At 71.7% G+C, this 18691-nt stretch carries 19 protein-coding genes and 1 pseudogene; 5 read left to right on the top strand and 15 right to left on the bottom strand.

Annotated features, from left to right (window positions below):
• Positions 1–178: 178 nt before the first annotated feature.
• From ACH4G3_RS31240 to ACH4G3_RS31215, 6 genes and pseudogenes are all read right to left on the bottom strand, one after another.
• Positions 179–703, bottom strand: coding sequence for a P-loop nucleotide/nucleoside kinase family protein (locus tag ACH4G3_RS31240; RefSeq protein WP_397627648.1), 525 nt, complete (start codon positions 701–703; stop codon positions 179–181).
• 29 nt (positions 704–732) lie between these two features.
• Positions 733–861 (bottom strand): annotated as a pseudogene (locus ACH4G3_RS31235) (IS5/IS1182 family transposase); the annotation flags it as partial.
• 768 nt (positions 862–1629) lie between these two features.
• The gene (locus ACH4G3_RS31230) at positions 1630–2802 is read right to left on the bottom strand and encodes a DUF4037 domain-containing protein (RefSeq protein ID WP_397627647.1); all 1173 of its coding nucleotides are present in this window, start codon (positions 2800–2802) and stop codon (positions 1630–1632) included.
• A 3-nt stretch (positions 2803–2805) separates the two neighbouring features.
• A complete protein-coding gene (locus ACH4G3_RS31225; RefSeq protein WP_397627646.1) occupies positions 2806–3729 on the bottom strand; it encodes an aminoglycoside phosphotransferase family protein in 924 nt (307 codons plus the stop codon).
• 25 nt (positions 3730–3754) lie between these two features.
• Positions 3755–4735, bottom strand: a complete 981-nt coding sequence (locus ACH4G3_RS31220) for a zinc-binding dehydrogenase (protein WP_397627645.1) — start codon at positions 4733–4735, stop codon at positions 3755–3757.
• Between the two features lie 43 nt (positions 4736–4778).
• Positions 4779–5939 carry an NAD(P)-binding protein gene (locus ACH4G3_RS31215; RefSeq protein ID WP_397627644.1) on the bottom strand — a complete coding sequence of 387 codons (1161 nt, stop codon included), beginning with the start codon at positions 5937–5939 and terminating at the stop codon, positions 4779–4781.
• Between the two features lie 129 nt (positions 5940–6068).
• Here ACH4G3_RS31215 and ACH4G3_RS31210 point away from each other — a divergent pair, with 129 nt between their 5' ends.
• Positions 6069–6746, top strand: a complete 678-nt coding sequence (locus ACH4G3_RS31210; protein WP_397627643.1) for a pentapeptide repeat-containing protein — start codon at positions 6069–6071, stop codon at positions 6744–6746.
• An 8-nt stretch (positions 6747–6754) separates the two neighbouring features.
• On the opposite strand, the gene ACH4G3_RS31205 is transcribed toward ACH4G3_RS31210, so the two are convergent.
• Positions 6755–7411, bottom strand: a complete 657-nt coding sequence (locus ACH4G3_RS31205; RefSeq protein ID WP_397627642.1) for a hypothetical protein — start codon at positions 7409–7411, stop codon at positions 6755–6757.
• 65 nt (positions 7412–7476) lie between these two features.
• Positions 7477–7977, bottom strand: coding sequence for a hypothetical protein (locus ACH4G3_RS31200; RefSeq protein ID WP_354738560.1), 501 nt, complete (start codon positions 7975–7977; stop codon positions 7477–7479).
• A 37-nt stretch (positions 7978–8014) separates the two neighbouring features.
• Between ACH4G3_RS31200 and ACH4G3_RS31195 the strand changes: the two genes are divergently transcribed.
• On the top strand, positions 8015–9421 hold the full coding sequence (locus ACH4G3_RS31195) for a M1 family metallopeptidase (RefSeq protein ID WP_397627641.1): 1407 nt from the start codon (positions 8015–8017) through the stop codon (positions 9419–9421).
• Here ACH4G3_RS31195 and ACH4G3_RS31190 read toward each other — a convergent pair.
• Positions 9408–9932, bottom strand: a complete 525-nt coding sequence (locus ACH4G3_RS31190; protein ID WP_397627640.1) for a GNAT family N-acetyltransferase — start codon at positions 9930–9932, stop codon at positions 9408–9410. The genes ACH4G3_RS31195 and ACH4G3_RS31190 overlap by 14 nt on opposite strands.
• Positions 9933–10038: 106 nt before the next feature.
• Positions 10039–10614, bottom strand: a complete 576-nt coding sequence (locus ACH4G3_RS31185; RefSeq protein ID WP_033312269.1) for a TerD family protein — start codon at positions 10612–10614, stop codon at positions 10039–10041.
• A 146-nt stretch (positions 10615–10760) separates the two neighbouring features.
• Between ACH4G3_RS31185 and arfB the strand changes: the two genes are divergently transcribed.
• On the top strand, positions 10761–11198 hold the full coding sequence (gene arfB / locus ACH4G3_RS31180; protein ID WP_397627639.1) for an alternative ribosome rescue aminoacyl-tRNA hydrolase ArfB: 438 nt from the start codon (positions 10761–10763) through the stop codon (positions 11196–11198).
• Position 11199: 1 nt separating this feature from the next.
• On the opposite strand, the gene ACH4G3_RS31175 is transcribed toward arfB, so the two are convergent.
• Positions 11200–11682 (bottom strand): GNAT family N-acetyltransferase, encoded by a 483-nt coding sequence (locus tag ACH4G3_RS31175; protein WP_397627638.1) that lies wholly within the window; start codon positions 11680–11682, stop codon positions 11200–11202.
• Positions 11683–11731: 49 nt separating this feature from the next.
• The gene (locus tag ACH4G3_RS31170) at positions 11732–12316 is read right to left on the bottom strand and encodes a flavin reductase family protein (protein WP_082319751.1); all 585 of its coding nucleotides are present in this window, start codon (positions 12314–12316) and stop codon (positions 11732–11734) included.
• Positions 12317–12654: 338 nt separating this feature from the next.
• Here ACH4G3_RS31170 and cdgB point away from each other — a divergent pair, with 338 nt between their 5' ends.
• Both cdgB and ACH4G3_RS31160 read left to right on the top strand, forming a co-directional pair.
• Positions 12655–14313 (top strand): diguanylate cyclase CdgB, encoded by a 1659-nt coding sequence (gene cdgB / locus ACH4G3_RS31165; RefSeq protein ID WP_397627637.1) that lies wholly within the window; start codon positions 12655–12657, stop codon positions 14311–14313.
• 118 nt (positions 14314–14431) lie between these two features.
• Positions 14432–15379: a carbohydrate-binding protein gene (locus tag ACH4G3_RS31160; RefSeq protein ID WP_397627636.1), complete on the top strand. Its 948-nt coding sequence runs from the start codon at positions 14432–14434 to the stop codon at positions 15377–15379.
• Positions 15380–15391: 12 nt separating this feature from the next.
• Here ACH4G3_RS31160 and ACH4G3_RS31155 read toward each other — a convergent pair whose 3' ends face one another.
• From ACH4G3_RS31155 to ACH4G3_RS31145, 3 genes are all read right to left on the bottom strand, one after another.
• Entirely contained in the window at positions 15392–16321 is a 930-nt protein-coding gene (locus ACH4G3_RS31155; RefSeq protein ID WP_397627635.1) for a 1-phosphofructokinase family hexose kinase, read from the bottom strand.
• A 123-nt stretch (positions 16322–16444) separates the two neighbouring features.
• On the bottom strand, positions 16445–17656 hold the full coding sequence (gene nagA, locus ACH4G3_RS31150) for an N-acetylglucosamine-6-phosphate deacetylase (RefSeq protein WP_397627634.1): 1212 nt from the start codon (positions 17654–17656) through the stop codon (positions 16445–16447).
• Positions 17656–18597, bottom strand: coding sequence for an ROK family protein (locus ACH4G3_RS31145; RefSeq protein WP_397627633.1), 942 nt, complete (start codon positions 18595–18597; stop codon positions 17656–17658). Before ACH4G3_RS31145 ends, nagA begins: the two co-directional genes overlap by 1 nt.
• Positions 18598–18691: the final 94 nt, after the last annotated feature.

Raw genomic sequence — 18691 nt, 5'->3', positions numbered from 1 at the left:
TCGCCTCCGTGTGCTTGGCGAAGTCGGGGAACGCCAGGCGAAATGGCTCGTCAACGGGGAGGCGCAAGCGGGCGGTGTGCTCGTGGTAGACGTGTCAGGGCCGGTCCGGCAGATCTTTCCGGGCTCGGCGCTCCTGGCACGGCTGCGTTACTGGGCGGCACCAAGGGTGGCCGGACGGTCACGCGAGCGATGGCCACCGGTCGGCGGCCCACTCCAGCCATCCTGACCACCCAGGAGGCGGACCTCCTACTTCATGTCCATCGAGTTCCGTGGCGTCGGGCTCCTCGAACAGCGTCCTCCAGTGCAAGAGGTCCGTCTCGCTCATCACGAAGGTCTGATCAGGGGTGGCCGACTGGCGATGGGCGATCCGAGCACGTTGGGTCTCATGGTCCACCGGCACGTACACGAGTTGACAGGACGCACCCACAGACATCACCAACCAGCGGATCGCGGACCTCTCGTCACGAGACCAGCATCCGAAATCCAGGACCACGTTCGTTCCCAGCTTCAGTGCCTCCAGACCCAGCCAGAGCAGCCGTCCTTCCAGCACATCGCGCTTCCCGGCCGGCTGCGGATCGCCGAACAGCGGGAGCATCCACTCATCCGGCGTCAGCCGCAGCGCGTTGTGCTCTTTGGCCAGCTGTCGAGCTCTCGTGGTCTTTCCGGCCCCGGGCAGGCCAACCGTCAGGAACAACGTCGTCACGCCCAGATCGTGTCACGCAGGCCAAGTGATCACGGCTTGAGCCGAAGGCGGATCGAAGCCGCGGTGACGGTGCTGTGGAAGACATAGGCGCGCTCGTCGAATCTCGTGGCCACGGCCCGGGAGTTGGTCAGCGCGTTGATCGTTTGCTCAACTTTGTTCCCGACGGGGACTCACTGGAACCCCAGGTCACCTCTCTGACCTGGGGTTTTTCGCTCAGCGGAGCGCGTCGGCGGCCCTGCATGCGTGCTGCCCGCCCGTCCCAGCGCGCAGCGGCTTGCCTCGTTCGGCTTTGCGAGCCGCCTCAAACCCGACGGTATGAAACGAACCGGATGAGTCCGTCTCTGACCTCTTTCCGTACAAGCGCCTGGCGGTCTGCGCAGTCTTCTGTGGCGAAGCCTGGCGAACTGTGGCTGTCAGTCCTCCGGGCGTCTGGCCGCCGGTATGTTGCGGAACGCCTGATCGCGTCTCTCCCAGGACGCCTGCCCGCTTCGGGGAGGCCCCAACACCGTTGGGATACAGAGAGATTGGAGATCTGGCGCGATGGAGCGGTCGACGAGACGGCGAAGGCGTCGCAGCAAGCACCCGAGGCAGGAGTGGGTGCAGTTGGCGGCGCTCTTCCTGACTGCGATCACTGCCATTGCGGGGTGCGTCGAACACTTCCTGTGACGCGCTGAGGGGTGAGCCGGGCGGCAGGTCGGGTGAGCGAGCCCGGCCGACGGATACGCGGCCGGACCCACCCTGCCCCGCGCACGAGCCTGGCTCTGGGCTGCATCCCGGAGCCAGGCTTTGTGCGTACACAGGGGCTCGCAGCGCCGGGAGCCTGCCTCCCGCGTCTGCCCTCACATGAGGTAATCGCAAGCCACGCCGTCCATCAAGGGCCGCAGACGATCATGGTCGAGTTGTCCGGCTTTTTCCGTGGCGAATGATCATGGCGGCGGGTGGCGCTCGTGGCCTGGCGAATACGAAGACGCAGGTGGCGAGTGTGTGGGGGTGGCGAATCCTGGCGTATGTGGAGCGGCTGCTGATCCGGGCATGGCGGATCTGACGTCGCTCAGGACATCGGTGCTGTCGACCCACTGGTCGATCGCGCCGACGTCCGGCAGCGCGTGGAGGTCCGGGTCCGTGATGCGGGCGCGGAGTGCCGCTGTGAAGCGTTCCGCGCGGAGGACCTGGAACGGGCGGCTGTGGTACGGGCGGGTGGTGGGGTCGACGGGGGCCGTGAGCGCGAGGTTGTTGTGGTGGGCGGCGATGGTCTCGTAGGCGTGCTTGAGGTGGTGCTCTCGGGTGTGCCAGTCGGGGGCCGCGAGCGCCGCGGACAGGGTGGGGGTGAGTGCCGCGCCCTGGGGGGTCGCGGTGAAGGCGGTGCCGAGCCACTTGCTGTAGGGCGGGTGGCGGCGGTTCATGAGGAGGCTCAGGCGCATCAGGTCGCGGATCAGACGGGCGGCGACGATCGCGGAGCCGAGTTCGTCGCCCACCTCGCCGCAGCGGCCCACGAAGGCCTCCTCCTGGGAGATGCGTTTCCACTGGCAGGCCAGGACGTACAGCCAGATGTCGTGCGGGTACCAGCGCAGGGCGGTGCGGGCCCGGGCGAGCCGGTCGAGGCCGTCGTGGAAGACGGCGCCCGCGGTGACCTCGGCCAGGCGTTGGGTGGGCGTGGCCAGCCAGTCCGCCGTGGTGACGCCCTGGGCCGGGTCGAAGCCGAGCCGGTCCGTGAACCAGGTGGCGCAGTCCGTGATGTCGACGCGGTGGTGGACCGGGCCGTCGGTGCCGGCCATGACGCGGACGTCGGTGGCCGGGTCGTCCTCGGTGCGGGCGAAGTGGGTGGGGTGGCCGAGGAAGGTCTTCGGGAGGCGGTGGGAGAGGAGGGCGGTGAGGCTGGGGCCGTGGGCCTCGGCGTCCTCCGGGCGCAGGAAGAGCTGGAGGCGCGGGCCCCACTCGTGGTCGGCCGAGCGTGTGGTGTCGTAGCCGAGGACCTCGGAGCCGCTGCCGAGGCGCGCGGCCGAGTGGGGCAGGCCGGGGAGGGCCTGCTCCAGGAGGGGGCGTACGGCCTCGGTGTAGAAGCGGCGGGAGAGCTCCAGGCCCGGGAGGAAGGCGGGCATGGGTCAGCCGGTGTGGCCGCGCAGGCGGCGGGCGATTTCGAGTTGGTCGTCGTCCAGGGGGCGGCCGTCCTTGATGTCCCACAGGGCGTTCTGGAGGAGGCGGCCGAGGGTCCAGGCGCGGGCGCGGGGGCGGTCCAGGGCGAGGACATCGGTCATGGCGTCGAAGCGCCAGAGGATGTCGTCGGGGGCGTAGCGGTTGTCGATGGCCGGCCACAGTTCGAAGCCGGGGTCGCCGGCGAGGGGCTTGGGGTCGATGGCGAGCCAGGAGGCGCGGTCGGAGGCGAGGACGTTCTCGTCGTGCAGGTCCCAGTGCAGGAGCCGGTCGCCGGGTTCGTCGACGACCTCGCGTACGGCGGCGGCGCAGTCGGCGACGAGACGGCGTGCCTCGGGGTCCGGGATGCGGTCGAGTGCCCACGGGGTCCGGTCCAGCATGGCCCGGGCGATGTCGCCGAGGCGGCGCATGCCGGGCGGGGCGGGGAAGGAGGTCAGGTGGGCCAGGAGTTCGGCGATGGTGACGACGGCCCGGTGGGTGTCCGGGACGTGGGACAGCATCCGGGTCTCGTCGAGACGCTCCAGCAGCATGGTGCCGGTGGGCTCGTCGTGGTCGAGGAGACGGACCGCCCCGTCGCCGTCCCAGACGCGCAGCGCGACCGGTTCGCCCTCGCTCTCCTCGTCGAGGATCTGGAGCTTGAGGACCGCGGGGCCGCCGTCGGCGCGGCGGACCGGGAGGACCAGGGCGGACACGCCGTGCATGGGCGGCCCGTCGGGCTCCAGTCCCCAGCGGTCGAGGAAGCCGGCCGTCAGGTCCGGCAGTTCCTCGATGAAGGCGCGGCCCGCCTCGCCGTTGTACTTCTCCTGTGACGCTGCCAGTTCCCGGGGGATGTCGATCACTTTCGGCACGGTAGTGGGGCGCGCCGGGCGGGTCATGTGAATTAACTGGCAGGGAGTCGCCTCAGGGCTCCAGGACCACCTTTCCCGTCGTGCCACGACTCTCCAGCGCCCGGTGCGCGGCCGCGGCCTCGCTCAGCGGGAAGCGCTGTACGGCGGGGGTGAGGCGGCCGGCGGCGGCCTCGGCGAGGGCGCGCAGTTCGAGGGTGCGTACGGGGTCGGGGCCGCCGGCCTTCTGGAGCATCACCGGGCCGAGGACCTGCTCGGAGACGCCGTCGACGAGGTAGGGCCCGCCGTCCTGGATGCCTTCCGCGGACCAGCCGAAGACGATGTGCCGGCCGCCGGGGCCGAGCAGGGCGACGGCCTCGCGGGCCACGTCGCCGCCGACGCCGTCGAAGACCACGGTCGCGGCCCGGCCGCCGAGGTGGGCACGGACCTTCGCGGGCCAGGCCGGGTCCTTGTAGTCGACGGCGAGATCGGCGCCGCCCGCCTGCACCCGGGCGACCTTCTCCGGCCCGCCCGCGAGGCCGACGACGGTGGCGCCGGCGTTCTTGGCGTACTGCACGAGGAGCGTGCCGATGCCGCCGGCCGCGGCCGGGACGACGGCCACCGAGTCGGGGCCGAGCTCGGCGAACTGGAGGATCCCCATCGTCGTACGGCCCGTGCCGATCATGGCGACGGCCTCGGCGAAGTCCAGGTTCCGCGGGATCTCGTGCAGTCGTTCGACCTCGGTGACGGCCAGTTCGGCGTAGCCGCCGGGGACGAAGCCGAGGTGGGCGACGACCCGCTTGCCGAGCCACAGGTCCGCGACGTCCTCGCCCAGGGACTCGACGACGCCGGCGACCTCCCGGCCCGGGATGGTGGGCAGCGGCGTGGGCTCGGGCGCCGGTCCCTGTCCACCCTCGCGCAGTGCGGTGTCCAGGAGGTGGACGCCCGCCGCCCGTACGGCGACACGGACCTGGCCGGGGCCCGGCCGCGGGTCGTCGACCTGCTCGTAGGTGAGGTTCTCGGCCGGGCCGTAGGCGTGCAGGCGTATGGCGTGCATGGGAACTCCTCGTGGGTTCGTCCGGTGCGCCCAGCTTTCAACCTCAAGCTTGCTTGAGGTCAAGCTCCCGTCGGCCGAGGGCCAATGACACCGCCGTCAGGGCGCTGTTGAAGGAGACCTCCGACAGCACGCCCGGGGCCGCGACCTGGTCGCCGGCGAGGTAGACGCCGTCGCCCCGGTCCACGGCCGGCCGGTCGCGCCAGCTGGTGCCGGGCAGGTCCACCGCGCCCGTACGGCCGTTCGCGACGGCCTCGCGCCGCCAGGTGACGCGCTCGCGCCAGCCCGGGAAGCCCAGGTCGAGCAACTGCTCGGCCCGGGCGGTGCCGTCGGCCTTGGACTCGTGCGGGGCGATGGGAATCTGACCCTGGATGAGCTGCTGACCGGCCGGGGCGAGGCTGCGGTCCTGGGCGGTGAACCGTTCGAGCCAGCCGGGCGCGTCGAGGTCGGACACCGCGAACGCGTCCCCGCGCCGGGTCCGTACGGCGAGGTCGACGAGGACGGTACGGCCGCTCGGCCAGGTCAGGGAGTCGTCGCCGAGCAGGCGCCGGGCGGCGTCGAGGGAGGTCGCGACGACCACGGGCGTGTCGGTGGGGAGCGTGTCGACGCGGGACAGGGTCTCCATCCGGACTCCCAGGTTCCAGGCGCGGGCGGCCATCCGGTCGATGAGGGTGGCCCAGCCGCCGCGCGGGTAGTGCGCCTCGGGCGGCAACTTGGTGGCGCGGCGCAGGCGCTCCTGCACGAACGCGGCCGACAGGGAACCGGGGTCGTGGTGGAAGAGGGCGACGGCCGAGTAGTGGGCGGCGGCCCGGGCCCCCTCCTCGCCCGCGATGCCGGTCGCCCAGGTCAGGAAGTCGACGTCCACGGGCGCCTGCTCGGCGGTCCGGCGCAGCAGCTTCAGCATCGGGAAGGGCGGGGTGCGGCGCAGCACGCCGTGGTGCCGCAGCCGCAGTCGGGCGGCCTCCAGGGGTGGGATCGGGGCGAGCGGCCCGAGCAGGCCGCGCTGCTTGAGCCAGGTCCAGTGCGGGCCGCCGTTGTAGAGGGCGTGCGGGCCCTCGTTCGTGCGGTAGGGGCCCTCGGCGGTGCGGGCCCGGCCGCCGAGGGTGTGGTGGGCTTCGTGGATGGTGACCTTGGCGCCCGCCTCGGCGGCGGTGATGGCGGCGGTCAGTCCGGCGAAGCCGCCGCCGATGACGGTGATGCGGTGCATGGCTGGGGGTCTCCCTCGGGTCGGGGTCGCCTTCTGCGAGTACGACCGACCGAGGGCCCCGGAATGTGACATGGCCGGTGTTCTCGCAGGTCAGGGCCGGTTGTCAGTGGTGGGGTGAACCATGGGGGCATGGCGAGGAGAGCAGCGGGCGGTACGGGTGTGAAGGGCGCGCGGCGACCGGAGATCCGGCTGCCCGCGCTGGAGCCGTTCACGGGCGGCGGGCTGGAGCCGGACGGGGACTACGACGGGCTGGAGTTCCGGGAGGCGGATCTCGCGGGGCAGGACGGGTCGGGGTCCCGCTTCCTGGACTGCGCCCTGACGGAGTGCGCGCTGGACGAGGTCGGGCTGCGGCACGCCTCCGTCCTGGACTCGGTCCTCACCGGGGCCCGGGGCGTCGGCACCAATCTCGCCGAGGCGACGCTGCGCGACGTCGAGCTGGTCGACGCCCGTCTCGGGGGGACGCAGATGCACGCGGCGGTGCTGGAGCGGGTGCTGATCCGCGGCGGCAAGATCGACTATCTGAACCTGCGCATGGCCCGGCTCAGAGACGTCGTCTTCGAGGGCTGCGTCCTCGTCGAGCCGGACTTCGGCGGTGCCCGCCTGGAGCGCGTGGAGTTCGTGGACTGCGCGCTGAAGGGCGCCGACCTTCACGCGGCGACCCTCAAGGACGTCGACCTGCGCGGTGCCGTGACGCTGGAGATCAGCCGCGGCCTGGACCGGCTGGCCGGGGCGGTGATCAGCACGGGCCAACTGCTGGACCTGGCACCGGTGCTGGCCATGCAGTGGGGGATCAGGGTGGAGGACTGATCACCCGCTCAACTCCCGTACCAGCCCCAGGTTCCCGCCCGTTCCGGGCAGTCGTAGGACTGGTGCAGTGCGATCAGGGCGTTGATCAGGCGCGGGTCCACCTCGTGGCTCAGCAGCCGGTAGTCCTCGGCCACCGCGCGGAAGACGAGATGGGCGCGGCGTGAGGTGTCGCGCCAGATGACGCGGCGCGGCGGTCCGAAGCCGTCGCCGTCTCCCGCCAGAAGGACCCAGATCAACAACAGCAGGTACACCGGAAAACCGACGGGCCACCACAGCGCCCACCACACCAGCCGGCCCTGGTACCCCTGGAGGGCGGGGCCGGCCACCGGCTCGACGGTCCAGCGCCTGCGGCCCCAGTGGAAGGCGCGGCGGCGCCGCAGCGTGATCCGCCCGAGCGGCGCGCCGTGGGGATCCAGCACCTGGTACACCGCCGGGCGCCCGCTCAGCCGGGAACCCAGGACCTGCTCCGTGACCACGCGGGCGACCGGCGTCCCGTCCTCGGCGCGCAGATGGAAGGCCCGCAGCGAGTGGAGCCGGTCGGGAGCGGGACTGTCGGGGTCACGGCACAGCCGGACGGAGGTGCCCTCCCCCGGCCCGTCGCCGCCGACGACGGCCGGTGGGTGCACCCTGTAGTCCAGCCCGTAGGTCACACGCCCCTGCGTCATGCTCCCGCTCTCCCCGTGTCAGGTACTGATCACGGCCAAGCGTGTCACCGCGGGCGTCGGCTCCGTCAGGAGACCCTGGGGAAACGCGCCTGGAGGGTCCAGATCGCGGGGTTCTCGGCGAGGTCGTCATGCAGGTCGGTGAGGTCGGCGATCAGGTCGTGCAGGAAGTCGCGGGCCTCTCGGCGCAGTTCGGTGTGGGAGAAGGTCAGGGGAGCTTCCTCCGCCGGCATCCAGTCGGCCTCGATGTCCACCCACCCGAAGCGGCGCTCGAAGAGCATCCGGTCGGTCGACTCGGTGAAGTCCAGCTCCGCCCGCTGGGGCCGGGACGCCCGCGAGCCCGCCGGGTCCCGGTCGATCCGCTCGACGATGTCGCACAGCGCCCACGCGAAGTCGAGCACCGGCACCCATCCCCAGGCTGTGGACACTTCACGGTCCGTCTTGGTGTCCGCCAGATAGACGTCACCGCAGAACAGGTCGTGCCGCAGGGCACGGACGTCCGCGCGGCGGTAGTCGGTCTGCGGCGGGTCGGGGAAGCGGTTGGAGAGGGCGTAGCCGATGTCGAGCACGGGTGTGATGGTGTCACGCGCCCGTACCATCGCGATCGTGGCCCGATCTGTGCGTCTTGTCCCCGCGCTGACCGCCGTTTCGATAGCCCTGGCCCTCACCGCGTGCGGCGGAGTCCACGGCGCTCCGGGCGGCTCCGGCGTACGCGACCCGTACTTCCCGAAGGCGGGCAACGGCGGCTATGACGTCACCCACTACGGCCTGCGCCTCGACTACGACCCGCGCGCACACCAGCTCGCCGGCAGGGCCACCCTCACCGCACGGGCCACCGAGGCCCTCTCCGCCTTCAACCTCGACCTGCTCGGCCTGGAGGTCGGGAAGGTCACCGTCGGCGGCGAGACCGCCCGCTGGAACCGTGCCGGGCAGGAGCTCACCGTCCGGCCGCGCGAGGATCTCGACGAGGGCGAGACGTTCCGCGTGACCGTCAGTTACACCGGGGCGCCCGAGACCGTCACCGACCCGGACGGCTCACGGGAGGGCTGGCTGCGCACGACGGAGGGGGCGCTCGCGCTGGGCGAGCCCAACGGGGCGATGGCCTGGTTCCCCGGCAACCACCACCCCTCCGACAAGGCGGCGTACGACCTCACGGTGACCGTGCCGCGGGGGCTGCGGGCCGTCTCCAACGGGGAGTTGCGCGGCGAGACGACCGCGCGAGGCCGGACGACGTTCACCTGGCGCACCGCCGAGCCGATGGCGAGCTACCTCGCCACGCTCGCGATCGGTGACTTCGACATCAGCCGCTCCACCGCCCGGGACGGTCTGCCCGTGTACACGGCGGTCGACCCCGTGGAGAAGGAGGCGAGCCGCGCGGTCCTCGCGCGCATCCCCGAGGTGCTGCGCTGGGCGGAGCGGCGCTTCGGCCCGTACCCCTTCTCCGCCACCGGCGCGATCGTCGACCGCGCGGCCGGCATCGGCTACGCCCTGGAGACCCAGACGCGCCCCGTCTTCCCCGGCGCCCCCGACATCACCCTCCTCGTCCACGAGCTCGCCCACCAGTGGTACGGCGACTCCGTGACGCCGAAGAGCTGGCGGGACATGTGGCTCAACGAGGGTTTCGCGACGTACGCGGAGTGGATGTGGGAGGAGGACCACGGCGGCCAGACGGCGCAGGAGACCTTCGACGCGCTGAACGACCACGGGGAGCGGACCTACGAGGGCCTCTGGTCCTTCCCGCCCGGGACACCCCCGGACGCCGCGCACCTCTCCGAAGCCCCCGTCTACCAGCGCGGCGCCATGGTCCTGCACCAGGTCCGCCTGGCGGTGGGCGACGAGGTGTTCGGCGACATCCTCCGGGGGTGGGCGGCGGCCCACCGCCATGGGAACGCCGGCACGGCCGACTTCACGGCGTACGTCGAGAAGCAGGCGCCCGGGAAGGACTTCGACGGGATCTGGGAGGACTGGCTGTACGGCGAGGGGAAGCCACAAGCCACCTCTAGCGCGCGCTGAGTTCCTTGCGGAGCACCGCACACGGGCGTTTCATCTGCAGGTCCTCGCGACGGTCGATGACCTCGTAGCCGAGGGCGGTCCAGAAGGCCAGGGCCTTCGGGTTGTTGTCGAGGACGGCGAGGCGCGCGGCGGTGCGGTCGGCCGCGCGGAAGCGGTCCTCGACGAGGGTGGCCAGGCGGCGGCCGTGGCCCTGGCCGTGCAGGCGGGCGTCCACCAGCAGGAGGCCGATCCACGGGTCCGGGTCGGCGGGGTCGGGGTGGTGGGCGAGGGTGATCGCGATCCCGGTCAGATGGCCGAAGCTGCGGGCGAGCAGGACCTCGGTGCCGGGCTGGGTCCATTCCTCCGACAGGGCGTGTGCCACCTGCTCCGGGCGGATGTCGTGCGGGTCGGGGAAGTCGCCGGTGAGGGTGTGGAACGCGTGGTTGGAGGCGTGGAGGGCCGTGAGTTCCGTGAGGAGGCGGTCGGGGAGGGGGTGGCCGGGGGGTGGTGGGAGCAGGGGTTCGAGGATCACGTCGGGAACGTATCGCGGGCGGGGCGGAGGGGCGCGGACGAGGACGGGGAAGCCCCCGGGCCGATGGACCGGCGCCGGGGGCTTCTGCCACAGGTGGGGGCGTCCGTCAGACGTTCACACCGAAGTCCTGGGCGATGCCGACCAGGCCCGAGGCGTAGCCCTGGCCGACCGCGCGGAACTTCCACTCCGCGCCGTTGCGGTACAGCTCGCCGAAGACCATGGCCGTCTCCGTGGCGGCGTCCTCCGACAGGTCGTAGCGCGCGATCTCGGCGCCGCCGGCCTGGTTGACGATGCGGATGTAGGCGTTGCGGACCTGGCCGAAGTTCTGCGAGCGGTTCTCGGCGTCGTAGATGGACACCGGGAAGACGATCTTGTCGATGTCGGCCGGGAGGGCGGCGAGGTTGACGTTGATCGCCTCGTCGTCGCCGGCGCCCTCACCCGTGCGGTTGTCACCGGTGTGGACGATGGTGTTGTCCGGCGTCTGCTTGTTGTTGAAGAAGACGAAGTGGGCGTCCGAGTAGACCTTGCCCTGCGTGTTGACCGCGATCGCGGAGGCGTCGAGGTCGAAGTCCGTGCCGGTGGTGGTGCGGACGTCCCAGCCGAGGCCCACGGTGACGTCGGTCAGGCCCGGAGCCTCCTTGGTGAGCGAGACGTTGCCACCCTTGGACAGGCTTACAGCCATTGTTGGGAGTCCCTTCCCTCGTTTACGTACGGCAAAGAAGCTACAGCTACCCCCATGAACGTGGAGAGGGGTACGCGAGGTTCCAGGTCCTTTACTTTCTTTACGCGCGATTATTCGGGTGACGTGGACCGGTCAGGAGCGGGAACATGGAGGGCATGTCCGGTCCCCACGTCATCCGCGGCTCCGTCTCCCTGCCCGAGGCCGAGCTCATCTGGCGTTTCTCGCGGTCGTCGGGGCCGGGCGGGCAGCACGTCAACACCAGTGACTCGAAGGTGGAGCTCGGCTTCGACCTGGCGAGGACCGAGGCGCTGCCCGAGGTGTGGAAGAAGCGGGCACTGGAGCGGCTGGCCGGGCGCCTGGTCGACGGGGTCGTCACCGTACGTTCCTCCGAGCACCGCTCCCAGTGGCGCAACCGCGAGGCCGCCGCCGTACGCCTCGCCGCGCTCCTGGCCGAGGCCACCGCACCCCCGCCCAAGCCCCGCAAGCCGACCCGGATCCCCCGGGGCATCAACGAGCGGCGGCTGCGCGAGAAGAAGCAGCGCTCGGAGACCAAGCGGGGCCGCTCCGCACGGAACTGGAACTAGGTCAGCTCCAGCCGGACCAGGTCAGCTCCAGCACTCCGACCGTCTGGCCCCCGCTGACCTCCCCGTTCCGGCGGAAGCCGAGCCCCAGGTAGAAGCCCTCGGGGCCGTCGGGGCCGGGATGCCAGGTGACGTAGAGCTCCTTGGTGCCGCGCCGGCGCAGTTCCGCCCCGACCGACTCGACGGCGAAGCGGCCGTAGCCCCTGCCCTGCTCCCCGGCCGCGATGTTCAGCCGCCACAGGCCCGAGCGCAGCACGCTGCCGTCCTCGTGCCAGTCGATGTCGAAGAAGGCCATGAGGAAGCCGACCGGGCGGTCGCCGTCGACGATCAGGCGCGGCCAGGCGACGCCGGGGTGCACATAGGCCTCGGCGAGGGACTTCACGACCGGGGCGACCGCGTGTTCCTGGTCGGGGCGGACGCGGATGCCGAGTGCGGCGTCGAGGTTCCCGGCGGTGATCTCTTCGAGGCGAGGGCCCGTCGTTGTCATGCGCGCACCCTAGGGGTGCCGAATCACCCCGGGCCACCGGGTTTACGCCCTACCCCAAATGCCGGTACCGCCCCCGGAAGTACGTCAGCGGTCCGCCGTCCGCGCTCGGGACCCGGGCCGTCAGGACGCGGCCGATGACCAGGGTGTGGTCGCCGGCCCGGACCCGTTGCTCGGTGCGGCACTCCAGGACGGCCAGGGCGCCGCCGACCAGGGGCGCGTCGGTGTACTCGCCGCGCGTGTACGGGATGTCCGCGAAGAGCAGGCGGTCGCTGACGCGGCCCTTCATCGCGAAGCGGCCGGCGATGTGCCGCTGGCTCTCGGAGAGGACCGAGACCGCCCACAGGGGCTGCTCGTCGAGCAGCTCGTCCATGCGGGAGCCCTCGCGCAGGCTCACCAGCACCAGGGGCGGGTCCAGGGACACCGACATGAAGGCCGTGGCCGTCATGCCCACGTCCTCGCTGCCCGGCGCCGAGGGGTCGTCCGGGTCGAGCGGCGGCTCCTGCGCGGTCACCAGGACCACGCCTGAGGCCAGCCGGGACATGGCGGCGCGGAACTCGTCGTTGCTCACCCCCTCAGCATGCCCGGAGGCGGGCGGCGGCATGATCGGGGATGTGGCAGTGGGAGTGTTCGGCACGCCCGAAACGCTAATCTTCCTCTCCGGCGCCCCGCATCGGGCTCCCGCCCGATCACGGTCTTAGGACTCCCGACGGACTACCGACGGACCCCCGAAGGCCGCGGCGGAAAATATGTGCGCAACCTGACAAAGTTTGCGTTCGGTAGCCGCACGTGAAGAACGCTGAAACTCCACTCAATTGTTCAGGTTTGCCTGTGACTTGAGTCACAAGGGGCAGGAATTGTTGACCCTGTGTACCGAGTGGGCAGCGCGCTGTGATTCAGTGGCTGGGAAGCTGCCAGGACGATACGCCGATGAGAACCCTTGATTCGCTGCGAGGTCTCGGGGGGAGGGCGAGCATGGAGACCGAGTCGGAGCCCTACGTCCGCCTTGCCTCCCTGCGGCAACTGCACCAGGTCATGGCCGACATGAACACGGCCCGCAGCCTGGCGGACACACTGCAGACCGTCGCGGAGGGCGTCGTCGCCGCCCTCGGGTACGAGCTGGCGTGCGTGAACCTCGTACGGCCCGACGGCGACCTGGTCGTCGCCGCCTTCGCCGGGAACCCCGCCGCCGAGGCCCTCATCACCGGCCGCGTCGGCTCGCGCGAGTCCTGGGAACGCCGCCTCGGCATGGGCGAGCACTGGGGCGACCTCGTGTTCATACCGCACACCGAAGGCTGGGTCCTCGACGACGACGACGTCCCGCAGTGGTACACCGACGGCCCCGCCCCCCGCTTCGAGGACGAGTGGCACCCGGCCGACCGGCTCTTCGCGCCGATGTACGCGCCCGGCCCGCAGGGCAGCGCGGCCTGCGGCGAGCTGATCGGCGTGCTGTCCGTGGACCGGCCGCGCAACGGCCGCCGCCCCGGCGCCTGGGGCCGCGAGGCGCTCCAGATGTACGCCTTCCAGGCCGCCATCGCGATCAGCAACGCCCGGCTGCGCGCCAACATGCAGCGGGCACTCGTCCGGCTGGAGCGCGAGCAGCAGGCACTGCGGGCGAGTGAGGAAAGCTTCAGGCAGGCCTTCGAGTACGCCCCGTCCGGCATGGCCATCGCCGAGATGGGCGGCGACCAGCACGGCCGGATCCTGCGCACGAACGACGCCCTGTGCCGGCTGCTCGGGCGCCCCGCGTCCGCGATGCGCCGCTACTCGTTCTCCGACCTGGTCCACCCCGAGGACATAGGCACGCTCCTGCGCACCTCCGCCGAGGGCGGCCGCGCCGAGCTCCGCCTCGGCCGCCGGGACGGCACCTACGTCTGGGTCAGCCTGCGCAACAGCGTGGTCGCGGACGCCGCCGACGGCCCGCGCTTCCTCCTCACCCACGTCGAGGACATCGAGGAGCGCAAGCGCCGCGAACTCCAGCTCGCCCACCGCGCCTCCCACGACTCGCTCACGGGCCTGCCGAACTCCGCCGAGCTGCGCTCCCGACTGTCCGCGCGCCTGTGTCAGCGCGCCGCTCCGTCTTCCGCCGTCGCCGAGTCCCACGACGCGGCCTACGGTCATCCCGACTTCGACGTGGTCGGGCCCGGCTTCGACTTCCGGCAGGGTGTGGAGCCGTACGACGCCTACGACCACCACGTGCACACCGTCGCCCCGGACGGGGCCCACGACGACGGCACGAAGGGCCTCGCCGTGCTCTTCTGCGACCTCGACGGCTTCAAGTCGATCAACGACCGGTTCGGGCACAACGCGGGTGACGCGGTTCTCATCGAGGTCGCCCGCCGGCTGAGCAACGGCGTCCGCGACGGCGACACCGTCGCCCGGCTCGGTGGTGACGAATTCGTCATCCTCGCCGACGGGCTCGGCCGGGCCGACGCGCAGGACCTCGCGGTCCGTCTCCGCAACGAGATCATCCAGCCCATCCGCGCCGAGGGGCGGGCCGTCCGGGTGGGCGCCAGTTTCGGCATCGGATGGGCACACTGTGGAATGACCGCGGACGAAGTGTTGAAATCCGCTGACGAGCGGATGTACGTCGAGAAACGATCTCGTCCCAAACAACACAGACGCGCGGGCTGAGCCCCAGGTCAGCGAGTGGATGCGGTCTGAGTCACCCGTTTGGGTCACTGGGAGCGGGTAGGCTCGCTCTCTCACGACCCGTACCGCATGCACCGCACCTGATTTAGGAGACCAAGGGATGACGCCCGGCAACAACGGCGCGAGCACGCCCGAGGACGACGACCCGTTCGGTTATCTCTACGCCGACGGGCAGGCCAACGGGGCCCAGCCGCCGTCCGGGGGCTACGGCTACCCGAACTCGGTCAACCGGGTGCGGGCGGTCGGCACACGCCAGTACGGCCAGCAGCCGCAGGCGAGCCAGACCGCCCCGTACGGCCAGGTCCCGCAGCAGAGTGCTCCCGGCCGGCCGAACGCGCACTACGCGGCACCGGAGACGCTGCCCGGCGGTGCCCCCACCGCGCAGCAGCAGGTGCCGGGCGGCGGCGGTGGCCGTGGTGGTCGCGGGCCGAACACCAAGGGCCTGCTGATCGGCGCGATCGCGGTGGTCGCCGCGGTCGTCATCGGCATCGGCGTGGCCATGCTGGGCGGCGGGAAGGACGACAAGGACTCGGGCAACGAGGCCGGCGCGGCCCCGGCCCAGTCGCAGCAGTCGAAGCCGAGCCCGTCGCCGAGCAAGGGCGGCGAGAGCAAGGTCGACCTGCCGGAGATCGACGCCAAGGCCCTGCGCCTCGGCGGTGGCGCGACCCTCGCCCAGGACGTCAAGGGAGCCCAGTCCGACGGCGGCATCTACGTGGGGAACCTCAACCAGGTCGGTTCCTCGGTCACCTGGACGGTCAACGGGATCCCCAAGGACGGTGCCTACACCGTCTTCGCCCGTTACAGCACGGTCGACGAGGACCAGGAGATGACCCTCACGGTCAACGGCAAGCCGTTCGGCAGCAAGCTGAACATGGGCAACTTCACCCACACCTCGGACGGCGACTTCACCAAGGGCTGGACGAAGACCTACGCCTGGCCGACCCTCAACAAGGGCACCAACACGATCACGGTCTCCTGCCAGGACGGCGACAAGTGCAACGTCCTGCTGGACCAGCTGTGGCTGAAGGCGGGCCAGGTCAAGGACTGAGCCGGCTCGGACCTAGGCCGCGCTGACCTCCCCCGAAACCGCCACCCGCCCCAGCAGCTCCTCGTACACCCCCCGGTCGAACTCCCCGGCCACCGGTGCTGCCACCGTCGCCGCGGACAACGCTGTCGCGCGAGCCAGGCGGTCCGGCCAGGGGAGGTGGTCCACCAGCCCCGACAGCAGGCCCGCCACCGCCGAGTCGCCCGCGCCCGTCGGGTTGCCTCGGACCGAGGTCGGTGGGGTGGCTCGCCAGCGGCCCTCTCGGGTCGCGGCCAGGAGGCCTTCGGGGCCGAGGGACGCCACGACCGCCGCCGCGCCCCGGCGGCGGGCGTCCTGCGTGGCGCGCAGGGGCTCGTGGGAGCCGGTGAGTTCCGCCAGTTCGTCGGCGTTCGGCTTGATGATGTCCGGGCGGGCCGCGACACCCCGGCGCAGGGGCTCGCCGCTCGTGTCCAGGAGGACCGGGACTCCAGCGGCACGGGCCGTACGGACCAGGCCGGCGTACGCACCGACCGGCACGCCCGGGGGCAGGCTCCCGCACAGCGCCACCGCGGAGACGGACGGCAGCAGGTCCTGGTAGACCTCCTGGAAGGCCGACCATTCGGCGGGCGAGACCATCGGGCCCGGTTCGTTGAGCTGCGTCGTGTCGCCGGTCTGCTCGTCGACCACGGCGATCGTGCGGCGGGTGGCGCCCGTGACCGGGACCAGCGCGTCCACCACGCCCGGCACCGACGCGAGCCGCTCCTGCACGACCCGTCCCGTCGCCCCGCCCGTGAAACCGGTCACCGTCACCTCGTGCCCGAGCGCCGCGAGCACCCGGGCCACGTTGACGCCCTTGCCGCCGGGGCGTTCCGTCACCTCGGAGACGCGGTGGGAGGCGTGCGGCCTGAGCGACCCCACGCGGTAGGTGATGTCGAGAGCGGTGTTCAGCGTGACCGTGAGGATCACCTGGGCCGACCTCCCCCGAGAATGCGCTTGCCGCCGTGAATGTTCAGGTAGTCCGATCATGCCAAAGAGACGGCGGTCGGCCCAGTCCTGGCGTCGGCCACCGTCTCCCTACTGCGGGACGGATCAGTGCAGTTGGGGACCGACCACCCATTCGCCGCGGCGCATCACGCCCTTGAGCTCGTAGTCCGCGTCCAGGAGCACCAGATCCGCGTCCTTGCCGGGCTCCAGGGAGCCGATCCGGTCGTCCATGCCGAGGAGCCGGGCCGGGGTGGCCGAGAGGGCCGTCACCGCGTCCTCGACGGACAGGCCGTCGACCGTGACCGCCCGCTTGAACGCGCGGTCCAGGGTGAGGGTCGAGCCGGCGATCGTGCCGTCCGCCAGCAGGCGGGCCACGCCGTCCGCGACCTCCACCTCCAGCGGGCCCAGCCAGTAGCGCCCGTCACCGAAACCGGCCGCGTCCATCGCGTCCGTGATGAACGCCACCCGGTCCGCACCCGCGCGGTGGAACGCCAGCTGGAGTGCGGCGGGGTGCAGATGCGTGCCGTCGTTGATCAGCTCGACCGTGATCCGGTCGTCCTCCAGGAGCGCGGCGATGGGGCCGGGGGAGCGGTGGCCGAGCGGCGGCATCGCGTTGAAGAGGTGGGTGGCGACCGTCGCGCCCGCGTCGATGGCCTCGACCGTCTGCTCGTACGTCGCGTCCGTGTGGCCGATCGCCGCGATCACGCCGTGTTCGGCCAGGAGGCGTACGGAGTCGGTGCCGCCGGGGAGTTCCGTGGCCAGCGTGACCATTTTCGCCCTGCCCCGGGCCGCGTCGATCAGTTTGCGGACCTCCGCCGGGTCGGGGTCGCGCAGCAGTGCCTCGGAGTGCGCGCCCTTGCGGCAGGGGGAGATGAACGGGCCCTCGAAGTGGATGCCGGCGATCTCGCCCTGCTCGGCCAGCTCGCTCAGCAGTCCCGCGCGCTGGGCGAGGAAGTCCATGTCGCCGGTGACGGTCGAGGCGACCAGGGTGGTCGTGCCGTGCAGGCGGTGGGTGTGGATGCCCTTGAGGATGTCCTCGGCCGACCCGGAGGTGAAGGAGGCTCCGCCGCCGCCGTGGTTGTGGATGTCGATGAAGCCGGGCAGTAGGTAGTGGCCGGTCACGTCGATGATCTGGGCGTTTTCGGGGGCGGTGGCGGTGATGCGGGTGCCGTCGATGATCAGTCGGCCGTTTTCGACGGTTCCGGTGGGGAGTACTACCGTCGCGCCGGTCAGGACCGTGGGCTGTCCGGCCGTCGCGGGATGCGGGTGCGTCGTGGCTGGTCGCGCAGTTCCCCGCGCCCCTGGGTGGGCTGCCATCAGGGCGTTACCTCCATGCGGTCGGTCGATGCCAGAAGATCCCAGGCCAGCAGGCCCGCCCCCAGGCAACCGGCGCTGTCCCCCAGGGCCGCGGGGACGAGTGACGGCTGTTTCTGGAAGGTGACGCGGTGACGGATGGCTTCCCGTAGCGGGGTGAACAGGGTTTCTCCCGCTTCGGCGAGGCCCCCGCCGATGATCAGGGTGCGTGGGTCCAGCAGAGTCAGGGCAGTGACCAGGCCGTCGGCGAGGGCATCGACCGCCACCTGCCAGACCTTGAGTGCCCTGGGGTCGCCGCAGTCCACCGCCTTCGCGCAGTCCGCCGCGTCCGCCCCCGGGTCCCCGCAGGCCGCGGCCCAGGCCTCGCTGACCGCCGCCGCCGAGGCGAAGCGCTCCAGGCAGCCGTGCTGGCCGCAGGGGCACGGTGTCCCGCCGGGGCGTACGACGATGTGGCCGATCTCGCCCGCGAAGCCGTGCGCGCCCGCCTCGACCCGGCCGTCGACGCCGATGGCGCCCGCGATGCCGGTGCCCAGCGCGACGAACAGGAACCGGTCCGCGCCCCGGCCCGCGCCGACCCGGCCCTCGGCGAGGCCGCCGGTGCGCACGTCGTGGCCGAGGGCGACCGGGACGCCCAGCCGTTCCGTCAGCAGATCGCGCAGGGGGAGGTCGCGCCAGCCGAGGTTCGCCGCGTAGACGGCGACGCCCCGCGCCTCGTCGACGATGCCGGGGACGGCCACGCCGGCGGCGGACGCGGGCGTGCCGAAGTGCTCGGCGCCGTACGCGTGCAGCTCGGCGGCGAAGTCGAGGATGCCCGCGACCACGGCGTCCGGTCCCTGCGCGCGGCCGGTGGCCCGGCGGGCCCGGTGCAGGACCTCGCCCTCCGGCCCGGCCAGGGCGGCCTTCATTCCGGTGCCGCCCACGTCGAGGGCGATGACATGTCTCACGGAGAACAGTGTGACCCGGGGACCCGCAAGAGGTCTAGTCCACTCACGTGGTGTAGACCTTAATCCGCATATCGAAAAGTTTCAGTGGCGGTGA

This window comes from Streptomyces afghaniensis (assembly GCF_044327915.1).
Lineage (GTDB): Bacteria > Actinomycetota > Actinomycetes > Streptomycetales > Streptomycetaceae > Streptomyces > Streptomyces afghaniensis.
The sequence above is the reverse complement of the archived record's forward strand: the minus strand, read 5'-3'. Positions and strand labels throughout refer to the sequence as shown.

Bases quoted from the DNA above. Each gene is read 5' to 3' on its own strand.
- ACH4G3_RS31230 (WP_397627647.1), bottom strand. From the start codon at position 2,802: ATGCCCGCCTTCCTCCCGGGCCTGGAGCTCTCCCGCCGCTTCTACACC.
- ACH4G3_RS31225 (WP_397627646.1), bottom strand. From the start codon at position 3,729: ATGACCCGCCCGGCGCGCCCCACTACCGTGCCGAAAGTGATCGACATC.
- ACH4G3_RS31220 (WP_397627645.1), bottom strand. From the start codon at position 4,735: ATGCACGCCATACGCCTGCACGCCTACGGCCCGGCCGAGAACCTCACC.
- ACH4G3_RS31215 (WP_397627644.1), bottom strand. From the start codon at position 5,939: ATGCACCGCATCACCGTCATCGGCGGCGGCTTCGCCGGACTGACCGCC.
- ACH4G3_RS31210 (WP_397627643.1), top strand. From the start codon at position 6,069: ATGGCGAGGAGAGCAGCGGGCGGTACGGGTGTGAAGGGCGCGCGGCGA.
- ACH4G3_RS31205 (WP_397627642.1), bottom strand. From the start codon at position 7,411: ATGACGCAGGGGCGTGTGACCTACGGGCTGGACTACAGGGTGCACCCA.
- ACH4G3_RS31185 (WP_033312269.1), bottom strand. From the start codon at position 10,614: ATGGCTGTAAGCCTGTCCAAGGGTGGCAACGTCTCGCTCACCAAGGAG.
- arfB (WP_397627639.1), top strand. From the start codon at position 10,761: ATGGAGGGCATGTCCGGTCCCCACGTCATCCGCGGCTCCGTCTCCCTG.
- ACH4G3_RS31175 (WP_397627638.1), bottom strand. From the start codon at position 11,682: ATGACAACGACGGGCCCTCGCCTCGAAGAGATCACCGCCGGGAACCTC.
- cdgB (WP_397627637.1), top strand. From the start codon at position 12,655: ATGGAGACCGAGTCGGAGCCCTACGTCCGCCTTGCCTCCCTGCGGCAA.
- ACH4G3_RS31160 (WP_397627636.1), top strand. From the start codon at position 14,432: ATGACGCCCGGCAACAACGGCGCGAGCACGCCCGAGGACGACGACCCG.
- nagA (WP_397627634.1), bottom strand. From the start codon at position 17,656: ATGGCAGCCCACCCAGGGGCGCGGGGAACTGCGCGACCAGCCACGACG.